This window comes from Neisseria sp. P0009.S010 (genome assembly GCF_051958545.1).
Classification (GTDB): Bacteria; Pseudomonadota; Gammaproteobacteria; order Burkholderiales; family Neisseriaceae; genus Neisseria; species Neisseria subflava_A.
Genome location: NZ_JBQCVH010000009.1, coordinates 86,224 through 96,902, shown reverse-complemented (window position 1 = coordinate 96,902; position 10,679 = coordinate 86,224). Strand labels below are relative to the sequence as shown.

10 protein-coding genes are annotated in these 10,679 nt (G+C 50.4%); 3 read left to right on the top strand and 7 right to left on the bottom strand.

Translation table 11 applies throughout. The features are described from left to right. Window positions 1–123: 123 nt before the first annotated feature. From ACTHSN_RS09805 to ACTHSN_RS09775, 7 genes are all read right to left on the bottom strand, one after another. On the bottom strand, window positions 124–1,467 hold the full coding sequence (locus tag ACTHSN_RS09805) for an aldehyde dehydrogenase family protein (RefSeq protein ID WP_107811048.1): 1,344 nt from the start codon (window positions 1,465–1,467) through the stop codon (window positions 124–126). A 79-nt stretch (window positions 1,468–1,546) separates the two neighbouring features. Next, window positions 1,547–2,206, bottom strand: a complete 660-nt coding sequence (locus ACTHSN_RS09800; RefSeq protein ID WP_070459823.1) for a MarC family protein — start codon at window positions 2,204–2,206, stop codon at window positions 1,547–1,549. A 1-nt stretch (window position 2,207) separates the two neighbouring features. Beyond that, a complete protein-coding gene (rodA, locus tag ACTHSN_RS09795; RefSeq protein WP_107811047.1) occupies window positions 2,208–3,359 on the bottom strand; it encodes a rod shape-determining protein RodA in 1,152 nt (383 codons plus the stop codon). Further along, the gene (gene mrdA, locus ACTHSN_RS09790; RefSeq protein WP_070459829.1) at window positions 3,352–5,400 is read right to left on the bottom strand and encodes a penicillin-binding protein 2; all 2,049 of its coding nucleotides are present in this window, start codon (window positions 5,398–5,400) and stop codon (window positions 3,352–3,354) included. The genes rodA and mrdA overlap by 8 nt, the downstream gene beginning before the upstream one ends. Window positions 5,401–5,404: 4 nt before the next feature. After that, on the bottom strand, window positions 5,405–5,905 hold the full coding sequence (gene mreD / locus ACTHSN_RS09785) for a rod shape-determining protein MreD (protein WP_070459832.1): 501 nt from the start codon (window positions 5,903–5,905) through the stop codon (window positions 5,405–5,407). 4 nt (window positions 5,906–5,909) lie between these two features. Then, window positions 5,910–6,752 carry a rod shape-determining protein MreC gene (gene mreC, locus ACTHSN_RS09780; RefSeq protein ID WP_070459835.1) on the bottom strand — a complete coding sequence of 281 codons (843 nt, stop codon included), beginning with the start codon at window positions 6,750–6,752 and terminating at the stop codon, window positions 5,910–5,912. Between the two features lie 11 nt (window positions 6,753–6,763). Next, on the bottom strand, window positions 6,764–7,801 hold the full coding sequence (locus tag ACTHSN_RS09775; protein ID WP_070459838.1) for a rod shape-determining protein: 1,038 nt from the start codon (window positions 7,799–7,801) through the stop codon (window positions 6,764–6,766). 225 nt (window positions 7,802–8,026) lie between these two features. Here ACTHSN_RS09775 and gatC point away from each other — a divergent pair, with 225 nt between their 5' ends. From gatC to ACTHSN_RS09760, 3 genes are all read left to right on the top strand, one after another. Next, the gene (gene gatC / locus ACTHSN_RS09770) at window positions 8,027–8,317 is read left to right on the top strand and encodes an Asp-tRNA(Asn)/Glu-tRNA(Gln) amidotransferase subunit GatC (RefSeq protein ID WP_003685110.1); all 291 of its coding nucleotides are present in this window, start codon (window positions 8,027–8,029) and stop codon (window positions 8,315–8,317) included. Window positions 8,318–8,467: 150 nt separating this feature from the next. Further along, complete coding sequence (gatA, locus tag ACTHSN_RS09765; RefSeq protein WP_070459841.1) at window positions 8,468–9,916, top strand: Asp-tRNA(Asn)/Glu-tRNA(Gln) amidotransferase subunit GatA; 1,449 nt, start codon at window positions 8,468–8,470, stop codon at window positions 9,914–9,916. A 97-nt stretch (window positions 9,917–10,013) separates the two neighbouring features. Further along, window positions 10,014–10,634, top strand: a complete 621-nt coding sequence (locus tag ACTHSN_RS09760) for a trimeric intracellular cation channel family protein (RefSeq protein WP_004520129.1) — start codon at window positions 10,014–10,016, stop codon at window positions 10,632–10,634. The last annotated feature ends 45 nt before the right edge of the window (window positions 10,635–10,679 follow it).

The window sequence follows — 10,679 nt, the reverse complement described above, 5'->3', positions numbered from 1 at the left end:
GAAGGTGGTCATGGAAAATCCCCTAAATGTCTTAGTAGGAATTTAGGGGATTTTGGGGAATTTTGCAAAGGTCTCAGGCCGTCTGAAATCGGGTTTTCAGACGGCCTGAGTTAATGCAACAGTTTATTTTTGCCAATAGGTTTTGACGTTGACGAATTCGTACAGCCCGAATTCTGATAGCTCGCGTCCATAACCTGAAGCTTTGACGCCACCAAAAGGTAGGCGCAGATCGCTGCTGGTGTGGCGGTTGATAAAGACAGAGCCTGCTTGAATTTTTTCGGCGTATTGCCATGCATTTGCCGTGTCGGCTGTGTAGATACAGGCGCCGAGGCCGAAAGGTGTGTCGTTGGCAAGTGCGACGGCGTGATCCGGATTGTTGGCGCGTAAAATCATGGCAACTGGGCCGAAGACTTCTTCGTGCCAAACGCGGCAGTTCGGGTTGATTTGATCCAATACCGTGGCAGGGTAAAACCAGCTTTCTCCCTCAGGGATATAACCGCCGCTCAAGCACTGCGCGCCATGTGCAACCGCATCTTGAACCTGCTCGTGTACGGTTTGACGCAGGTCTTCGCGGTGAAGCGGGGCAAGGGTAGTGTTCGGGTCTTTGGGATTGCCGGTTTGCAGTTTGGCGCATTCGGCAAGGAAGAGCGGGATAAATTGTTCGGCAATATCTTGGGTAACAACGATGCGCTTGGCGGCATTGCAGGATTGTCCGGCATCGCGAAAGCGCGAATAGCAGGCATCGATGACTGCACGTTGCAGATCGGCATCAGGCAGGATAATAAACGGATTGCTGCCGCCCAGTTCAAGGACGGTTTTTTTCAGATGTCTGCCCGCATGGGCGGCCAGCAAGCGACCGGTATGGGTCGAACCGGTAAATGCCATGGCATCGGTATCTTCAATGGCTTTAAGCGTGTCTTCATGGTTTAACCATGCGCCGATAAGCGGCAAACCTTTGGGGACGAGGTTGAAGAGTGTTTCGCTGACGCGGGCGACACTGGGCGCAGGTTTGACCGCGCAGGCATTGCCGGCACAGAGGGCAGGGATGGCAAATCGTAAAATCTGCCAAACAGGGTAGTTCCACGGCATGACTGCCAAAACAACGCCCAAAGGCTCGAAGCGGACTTGGCTGAGGCTGGCTTGAGTGGCGATGGTTTTATGGGCAAGCAGTTCGGGGGTAAGGCGGACGTAATAGCGGATAAGCTCGATGGATTTGCTGATTTCGGCACGGCATTCGTGCAGGCAGCGTCCGACTTCTTCGCAGACCATTTCAGCAAGGCGTTCTTGGTTTTGGGTAAGGCTGTCGGCAAATTGTTGTAAGAGGGCAGTGCGCTCGATAATGCTTGATTGTGCGAAGGTTTGCTGAAGGGTTTGGAGGCGGTTTAATTCGTCGGTGAACTCGGTATAGCTTTGCGCCGGTCTGCGGTAAATGGTTTCTCCGGTGAAAACGTGGGTGCTGTGAAACATGGTTGACTCCTTTGTTTTTATGTTTTTATGAGGCCGTCTGAAAATGTTTCAGACGGCCTTTTATTGTGATGATTGTACTTCAAGCGACCAGTTGGGGGAAAATGGATTTTAAGCCGGCAACAATAATCTCTACGGAAATGGCGGCAAGCATCATGCCCATGATGCGGTTGAGGATGGTCAGGCCGGTAGTGCCCAAGCGTTTGCTGATGCGTCCGGCCACGACCAGAATGAAATAGCAAATCAGGCTGACCAAAAAGCCGGAGATGATAATTAGGGCAATATCGCTGTAATTTTTGGCGGCAGAGGAGTAAATGATGACGGTAGAAATACCGCCGGGACCGATGGTAATCGGAATGGCAATGGGTACGACGGCAATGGCTTTTTCATTGCGGCGGATTTGTTGCTCATGGTGATGCTCTTCTGAATTGGGGTCGATTTTGGGCTTGGCAGGATTATTGTTGCCGTTCATTAAGGAGATGGCAATCAGCAAAACCAGAATACCGCCGCCGACTTGGAAAGAGCCCACGCTGATACCAAGTACTTTCAACAAGATACCGCCACTCAGTGCAAAGACGATGATTACGATGAAAACGGCCAATGCGGCAGTACGCGCGATTCTGCGCTTTTCTTTGGTGCTGTGGTTTTGTGTCAGATCAAGATAGATTGAGAGCGCGCTGAAAGGATTAATCAGCACGAGAAATGCCACAAGCAGCTTGCCGATTTCTACACCCAGTTCCATATTATTCCTCGCTTTCAGTTAGGTCATCGTTATCCGCATTACGGCGGCGGAGGTTTTTGTGTTCGTTGGCAATACCCATCAGCAGGGCGAGCACCACCATGATGGAAAGTGTAGCCGTACCGCCGTAGCTGACCAAGGGGAGGGGGACACCTACGACGGGCAAAATACCGCTGACCATGCCCATGTTTACAAAGGCGTAGCAGAAAAAAGTCATGGTCAACGCGCCTGCCAAAGTACGACTGTAAAGGGATTGCGCTTGTGCGGCAATCCACAATCCGCGTGCCAGAATGATGAGGTAAACCAGCAGTAAAAGGATATTGCCAATCAGGCCGAATTCTTCGCCGAATACTGCGAGAATAAAGTCAGTCGTTGATTCGGGAATATAGTCTAAATGGGTTTGCGTACCGTTGAGCCAGCCTTTACCCCATACGCCGCCCGAGCCGATGGCAATCATGGATTGGATGATGTGGTAGCCTGCGCCTAACGGGTCTTTGGTTGGGTCGAGCAGAGTGAGGACGCGGGTTTTCTGGTAGTCGTGCATGCCGTAATTCCACAAGAGCGGCAAAGCGGCCACAAAGGCAATAATGGCGGAAAAAATAGCCTTCCAAGGCAATCCGGCAAAGAAGATGACAAAAATACCCGAAGCCATAATCAGTGCTGCCGTACCCAGATCTGGCTGCTTCAATATCAGGGCAACAGGAACAAGAATCAGAACGAGGGCAACAATATAATGTACCCATTTCAGACGGCCTTCATAGCGTTGGAAATACCACGCGACAGTCATGGGAATACCGATTTTCATGATTTCGGAAGGTTGGATACGGGTAAAGCCGAGGCTCAGCCAACGTGTCGAACCGTTGACGGTAACGCCGGCAACTTCGACGCCAATCAGCAGTAATACGCCGACAATGTAAACAGGTAGGGCAACTTTGGCAGCCATTTGCGGCTTGAATACGGCGATAATCCATAAAAGGACAAAGCCCAAAACGGTATGGATGGTTTTGTTTTCCAATTGGCCGAACTCTTGCCCGTCTGCAGAATAGAGCAGGAACAGGCTCATGATGTAGATGGCGAGCATGGCAAAAAACAGCCAAGGGTCAATCGGGGCCGCAATGGTGGATTTGAAATTTTTCCACACTGATGTGTTATTCATGATGAACCTCCGGCTGTGAGGCAGGGCTTGTCGGCGTCAGTCCGTAGGCAGATTGGAAAATGCTGGTAATAGGCTGATGCTTGTCCGTTGTTTCAGTTTTGGCTAAATCTGACTCAAGGCCGTCTGAAAACTGTTGCGGCTTGACGTGAAGCATATAAAAATCAGTCATTTCACGGGCCAATGGCGCGGCATACGCACCCCAGCCGCCGTTTTCCAAAATAACGGCAATGGCAATTTCAGGTTTTTCCAATGGCGCAAACGAGATAAACCATGCGTGGTCGCGGTGTTGTTCGCGCAGGGCTGCGGCATTGTAGCGGCCGCCTTGTTTAATTTGTACGACTTGGGCTGTACCGGTTTTACCGCCCATCGTATAGGCGAGTCCGCCACCGATACGGTGCGCCGTACCACCCGGTTTCAATACCTTTTCCATTGAGCGTTTGACGTATTCGAAGTTATCGGCTTTGAACGGAATTTGACGCTCAGGATTGGGGTTGATACGGGTAATTTTGCGCGCGCCGAAATCCAATACTTCTTTGACCAAATGCGGCTGATAAACGACACCGTTATTGGCCAGAGATGCTGTCGCATGTGCCATTTGCAAAGGCGTGTAGGCGTTGTAGCCTTGGCCGATACTGACGGAAACCATCTCGCCGGCGCGCCATTCTTTGGCAGTCGGGTCGGAAGATTTGGCAAAGCGTTTGGCTTTCCATTCGCGGCTGGGCAAAACGCCTGTGTATTCGCTGGGCAGGTCAATGCCGGTTTTCTGGCCGAAACCGAATTGCGCCAGATACGGAGAGGCTTTATCGATACCCATTTCGTAACCCAAACGGTAGAAGAAGGTATCTGAGGATACTTGAATGGCTTTGCTCAAGTTGGCCGAGCCGTGACCGCTGCGGACGGAGTCGCGGAAGATATGGCGGCTGCCGGGTATGCTCCATGCGCCGGGTGCAGGGACGATAGTGTTTTGAGTAATTTTGCCGCTTTCCAACAAAGCCATGCCCATAAAGGGTTTGAATGTAGAACCCGGCGGATAAAGGCCTTGGGTAACGCGGTTGATCAAAGGCTTTTTCCAATCGTCATTCAGCATTTTCCAAGTGTCGCTGTCGATGCCGTCAATAAAGAGGTTGGGATCAAAGGAAGGTTTGGAAACAAAAGCCAAAACAGTACCGTCTTGCGGATTGATGGCCACCAATGCGCCACGGCGGTCGCCCAAGATGCGGTCGGCTTCCTGTTGCATACGGATATCCATACCTAGGCGCAAGGTTTGCCCCATTTTGGACGGAACATTTTTCAATACGCGGACGATGTTGCCGTAAGCGTCTTTTTCGACTTCCTGATAGCCTGGAATGCCATGAAGCTGGTGTTCGTAATATTTTTCCAAGCCGGATTTGCCGATATGTGTACTGCCGCGGTAGAGGGCGGTCAGGCCTTCTTCTTCCAGCATTTCTTTGTCTTTGTCGCTAATACGGCCGATATAGCCTAAGAAATGGGAAGTCAGTTTGCCGTAAGGATATTCGCGGAAAGTGCGTGAATTGACCTCTACGCCTTTGAATTCGCGCAGATGTACGGACAAACGGGCGGCTTCTTCATCGGTCAGTTTGAGTTTGAGTGGGATATTTTCAAATTTTCTATAGCTTTCGCGGTATTTTTTGAAGCGTTTTAAATCTGTCGGCGTGATATCGACGTATTTTTTCAATGCTTCAATGACATCTTCCATCTTGCCTTCGATGCGGCTGGGAATAACTTCGAGCGAAAAGACAGGATAGTTTTTGGCCAAAGGAACGCCGTTGATATCGACGATTTCGCCGCGTACGGGCGGCGTTGGAATCAGGGTGATGCGGTTGCTCGATGCTTGACCGGAAAACTCGTTGTGCTGAGTCACTTGCAGGTAAAAGAACCGCGCCAGCAAGATGGAAAAGAAGATAACAATCAGGATAAACGCAACGAGCAGGCGCAACAAAGCGTCGGCTTGTGCTGCCTGAGCGGAAGGTTTCTTGATATGTTGACCACCGGAAAGACGGCGTGGAAGAGTCGGTTTCATCTTTTCAGTGGGAGCGGTAAATACGGGTCACAATCAACATTAGCTGGCTGAGTATCGGCCAAAGTAATGTGCCGACAAATGGGGCAACAAAGCCTTGCAAAGTGATGACCTGATGATTAAGGAACAAACGGGCAACAGTTAAGACGGCCTGATTGAGAAGCAGCGCAGCCAAGACAGCAGCCAATTGCATAATGTGGCCGTACAGCATGATCTGGCGGCGGTGGTTTAAAATGAAATAAGTCATCACGACGTAAGACAGGGCGTGCAATCCCAAAGTCGCGGCGGTTGCGGCATCGACAATCAGGCCGATGGCAAAAGCCAGTCCCATGCCTGCGCGTTGCGGTTGGTGCAATGCCCAATACAGCAGCATCAGTGCCGTCATTTCAGGCAGCCAGAAGAACCCGTCAAAGGAAAACGGCATAAAGTCCAGTATCATCATCACGATGAGACTGGCCGCCATAATGTGCAGCGGTACTGCACGGTAAGAATCGTCAAAATCGTTCATGAAATCAGCGTGGGGAAGAAGGGGCGGAAGAAAGTACCAAGACAAAACGGCTGCTGCGTAAAGCGGCTAAAGGCGTCAGTTGCGTATCGTAATAAGGCGTTCCCGATGCGCGGACAACCTTGCTGACGGTTGCAACGGGAATCCCCGCCGGATAAGTACCGTCCAAGCCGGAAGTCAGTAGAATATCGCCGGGTTTCAAGTCTGAGCCGGTTGGAAAATAGCGCAAATCCAAACCGTTGCCATTGCCGTATGCCAAATTGCGTTCGCCGGTGCGACTGACGGCTATGGGGACAATGCTTTGTCCGCCTGAAATCAGCCCAATTTCCGCACTTTGTGTGTGAACTTGTGTCAACAGGCCGATCAAACCGCTTTGATCGATGACCGCATCGCCAACTTTCAAACCATCTTGGCCGCCCTTGCCGATAATCAGTCTTTCGGAAAGCGGATCTTTGCCATTGGAAATGACTTCCGCACCGATAACGTTGTGAATGCCTTTTTGTTGCAAACCGTACAGTTTTTTTAATTCGCGCAATTCATCAGTATTGACTTTATCTCGCTGCAAATCAATTTTCAGACGGCCATTTTCTTCCAGAAGTTGGCGGTTTTGTTCCAAGAGCTCGGATTTGGACTGGGAGAGGTCGGCAAAATATTGATAAAGTTGAACAGGTTGATTTGCCAGCCATTGAACAGGATAGAGCATGGGCATTACTGCAGCACGTACAGGCTGCATCAATGAAAAGCGGTAATCTGCCACCATCAGGCCGGCAGCCAGAGCGATATAAACGACAAAACGAGGCAACAGCTTAGAGCCTTTTGCCTCGTCAAAGCGCAAAGAAGAGCGTTCCATAACCATCTACCTTATGGGTTTTCCGTGAATACGGTATCCCATTTGCCGATATAGTCCAAAGCCTTACCGGCACCATAGGCAACGCAGTTCAGAGGTTGGTCGGCAATACCGACGGGCAGGCCGGTTGCGTCGGCCAAGACAGTATCGATACCGTGCAGAAGCGCACCGCCGCCGGTCAGCATAATACCGCGGTCGGCGATGTCGCCGGCCAATTCAGGCGGAGCCTGTTCCAAAGCTAGACGAACGGCACGGATGATTTGATTTACCGTTTCACTCAATGCTTCACGGATTTCATCTGAAGTAACTGCCAAGGATTTAGGCGTACCTTCGGCCAGATCGCGGCCTTTAATGCGCATGGCTGTTTCGGTTTCAAAGCCCGAGGCAGAGCCGATTTGTTTCTTCAATTCTTCGGCTGTAGCTTCGCCAATCAAGACACCGCGATGGCGGCGCAGGTAATGGATGATACTTTTATCGAATTCATCGCCGGCTGCGCGGACAGAAGCAGAATAGGCCATGCCGCCCAGTGAAAGAATACCGATTTCAGTCGTACCGCCGCCAATATCGACAATCATCGAACCTGCCGCATCTTCAATCGGCAAGCCCGCGCCCAAAGCGGCGGCCATCGGTTCTTCAATCAAATGCACGCTTGCCGCGCCGGCGGCAAACGCCGAATCCAAAATTGCTTTACGTTCCACTTGGGTAGAGCCGCCAGGAACACAGATAACCACGCGAGGCGGAACCAAAGACCGTCCTTCGGTGGCTTTTTTAATCAACATCCCCAGCATACGCTCGGTGATCACAAAGTCTGCAATCACACCGTCCCTCATCGGGCGGACAATTTCGATATTGCGCGGCGCACGACCCTGCATCTTTTTGGCTTCCGTGCCCACTGCCATAATTTTACTTTTATTGCCTGCGCCGGATTGAATCGCAACCATGGACGGCTCATCCAAAACAATCCCTTTGCCGCGTACAAAAATCAGCGTGTTGGCCGTGCCCAAATCGATGGCAATATCATTGGAGAGGAAACGAGATAAAAGACGAAACATTAGGATTCCTGAAATTCCGGCCCAGTCCGGATGCTTTAAGCAGTATTTAAAATAAGAAAAACAGGTACACGGTTTTAGACGGATAAATGCGCCCTTAAAAGGCCGTCTGAATCAAAACACCATGCCAACCTGTTTGGTTTTCGGTTATAATTCTTCGCTTCATAGAAGACGAAATGCAATGATACCCCAAACCCAAGAGGCATTGCTATCAGACAAGGATTTTTTATGGCTTTAAGCTTAAATGATGTGGAAAAAATCGCAAAACTCTCGCGCCTCACTTTAACGGACGAAGAAAAAAACAAAACGCTTGCCGAGTTGAACGATATTTTCGCCATGGTTGAAAACATGCAAAGCGTCAATACCGACGGTATCGAACCCATGGCGCATCCGCACGAAGCCGCTTTACGCCTGCGCGAAGATAAAGTGACTGAAACCGATCATGCTGCCGAATATCAGGCTGTTGCCCCCGAAGTGCGCAACCGCCTGTATATTGTTCCTCAAGTAATTGAAGAATAAGGTTTCATACGGCCTTTGCTTATCGGCAAGCCCCTATTGCAAGGCCGTCTGAAAGGATTTTTTGTTCAGACGGCCCGATTTATTGATTTAAACGGATGTTTTCAATATCTGTTTTGAAAGCAAAAACTGTTTTATAGAAAGTACGGCACAATGACCGCTTACACGCTCAAACAAGCCAGCAGCCTGCTGCAATCCAAACAAATTTCCGCAGTCGAATTGGCGACCGAATATTTGGCCGCTATTGCTGCGAAAAACCCTACCATCAACGGCTACGTTACCATCGATCAAGATAAGACCCTTGCTGAAGCTAAAGCAGCCGATGCGCGTATCGCGGCCGGTAATGCAACAGCTTTGACCGGTGTGCCGGTTGCTTACAAAGATATTTTCTGCCAAACAGGTTGGCGCAGTGCATGCAGCTCCAAAATGTTGGATAACTTCGTTTCTCCTTATACTGCTACTGTGGTGCAAAACCTGTTGGATGCCGGCATGGTTACTCTTGGCCGTACCAATATGGACGAATTTGCCATGGGTTCGACCAATGAGACTTCGTTCTACGGCGCAACCAAAAACCCATGGAATCTTGAACATGTTCCCGGCGGTTCGTCAGGCGGTTCGGCTGCCGTGATTGCGGCGCGTTTGGCACCGGTTGCGTTGGGTTCGGATACCGGCGGTTCTATCCGTCAGCCTGCATCGCATTGCGGTATTACCGGCATCAAGCCGACTTACGGTACGGTTTCACGTTTCGGTATGGTTGCCTATGCTTCCAGCTTCGACCAAGCCGGCCCTATGGCGCAAACAGCCGAAGACTGCGCGATTTTGTTGAACGCTATGGCCAGCTTTGACGAGCGCGATTCCACCAGTTTGGAGCGCGACAAAGAAGACTACACCCGTGATTTGGACAAGCCGCTCAAAGGTTTGAAAATCGGTTTGCCTAAAGAATATTTTGGCGAAGGCGCAGATGCCGATGTTCAGACGGCCTTGCAAAGCGTTATTGATTTGCTCAAAGTACAAGGAGCGGAGACTGTTGAAGTTTCCCTGCCGCAAACATCATTGTCGATTCCTGCTTATTACGTTCTTGCCTCTGCTGAAGCAAGTACCAACTTGTCCCGTTTTGATGGCGTACGTTATGGCCACCGTGCGGTGCAATTTGGCGATTTGGAAGAAATGTACAGCAACACCCGTGCCGAAGGTTTTGGCAGCGAGGTCAAACGCCGTATCATGATCGGTACTTATGTATTGAGCCATGGTTACTACGATGCGTACTATTTGAAAGCGCAAAAACTGCGCCGTCTGGTTGCCAATGATTTTCAGACGGCCTTTGGTCAATGTGATTTCATTTTGGCGCCGACTGCGCCGACTGCCGCGCCAAAACTCGGCAGCGACATTCACGACCCTGTGCAAATGTACTTATCCGATATTTACACCATCGCCGTGAACCTTGCCGGTTTGCCTGCACTGACTCTGCCTGCCGGTTTCAGCGCAAACGGCCTGCCGATTGGTGTGCAATTTATCGGCAACTATTTCTCCGAAGCCAAAATTTTGGGTGCCGCACATCAAGTTCAGCTGAACAGCGATTGGCACACTAAAGCGCCGGAATAATGTTTTAGGGCCTTGATGATTCAAGGCCGTCTGAAAATAAACCATATAAAAGCGCCTGAATGTATTGAGGTGCTGCATATTGTAGATATTTAAAAACATGACAGCCACCGACTTCATTCAAATCATTGGGACAGCCGCGTTTGCCATTTCCGGCTATTTGGTCGGCTACAACAAGCGGTTGGATGTACTCGGTGTCGTCATTACTGCGTTACTGACGGCTGTCGGCGGCGGCATGATACGCGATGGCTTGGTCGGCCGGATTCCGCAAGTGTTTTTGCAAACCGATGCGCTGATAGTTGTATTTGCCACGCTTGCCATCGCATGGTTGATAAGGGTGCAACGTTATCGCAGCACCTATTTGGCTGCTGCTTTTATTATTGCCGATGCCATCGGTTTGGCAGCGTTCAGCATTACCGGCGCACAAATCGGTATGACCTTGCAGCTCAATTTGTTCGGCGTTATTTCTTTGGCTTTTGTGACTGCCGTTGGTGGCGGTATTGCGCGCGATATTTTGGTCAATGATGTGCCGATGATTTTGCGCACCGACCTTTACGGCAGTGTAGCCATTTTGATTGGCGGGCTGATTTATCTGTTCGGGCATTTGGGCTGGATTAATATTTTTACGTTAAACCTGCTCTTTGCCGGCGGATTGTTGTTTCGCCTGACTGCATACCGTTTCCATTGGCAACTGCCCGGTTTCCAACGCCGCAGGAAATAAACTTATCTTATCAGACGGCCTATTATGTTTTTTATTCAGGCCGTC

Coding starts and splice junctions, on each gene's coding strand:
- ACTHSN_RS09805 (WP_107811048.1), bottom strand. CDS start 1,467: ATGTTTCACAGCACCCACGTTTTCACCGGAGAAACCATTTACCGCAGA.
- ACTHSN_RS09800 (WP_070459823.1), bottom strand. CDS start 2,206: ATGGAACTGGGTGTAGAAATCGGCAAGCTGCTTGTGGCATTTCTCGTG.
- rodA (WP_107811047.1), bottom strand. CDS start 3,359: ATGAATAACACATCAGTGTGGAAAAATTTCAAATCCACCATTGCGGCC.
- mrdA (WP_070459829.1), bottom strand. CDS start 5,400: ATGAAACCGACTCTTCCACGCCGTCTTTCCGGTGGTCAACATATCAAG.
- mreD (WP_070459832.1), bottom strand. CDS start 5,905: ATGAACGATTTTGACGATTCTTACCGTGCAGTACCGCTGCACATTATG.
- mreC (WP_070459835.1), bottom strand. CDS start 6,752: ATGGAACGCTCTTCTTTGCGCTTTGACGAGGCAAAAGGCTCTAAGCTG.
- ACTHSN_RS09775 (WP_070459838.1), bottom strand. CDS start 7,801: ATGTTTCGTCTTTTATCTCGTTTCCTCTCCAATGATATTGCCATCGAT.
- gatC (WP_003685110.1), top strand. CDS start 8,027: ATGGCTTTAAGCTTAAATGATGTGGAAAAAATCGCAAAACTCTCGCGC.
- gatA (WP_070459841.1), top strand. CDS start 8,468: ATGACCGCTTACACGCTCAAACAAGCCAGCAGCCTGCTGCAATCCAAA.
- ACTHSN_RS09760 (WP_004520129.1), top strand. CDS start 10,014: ATGACAGCCACCGACTTCATTCAAATCATTGGGACAGCCGCGTTTGCC.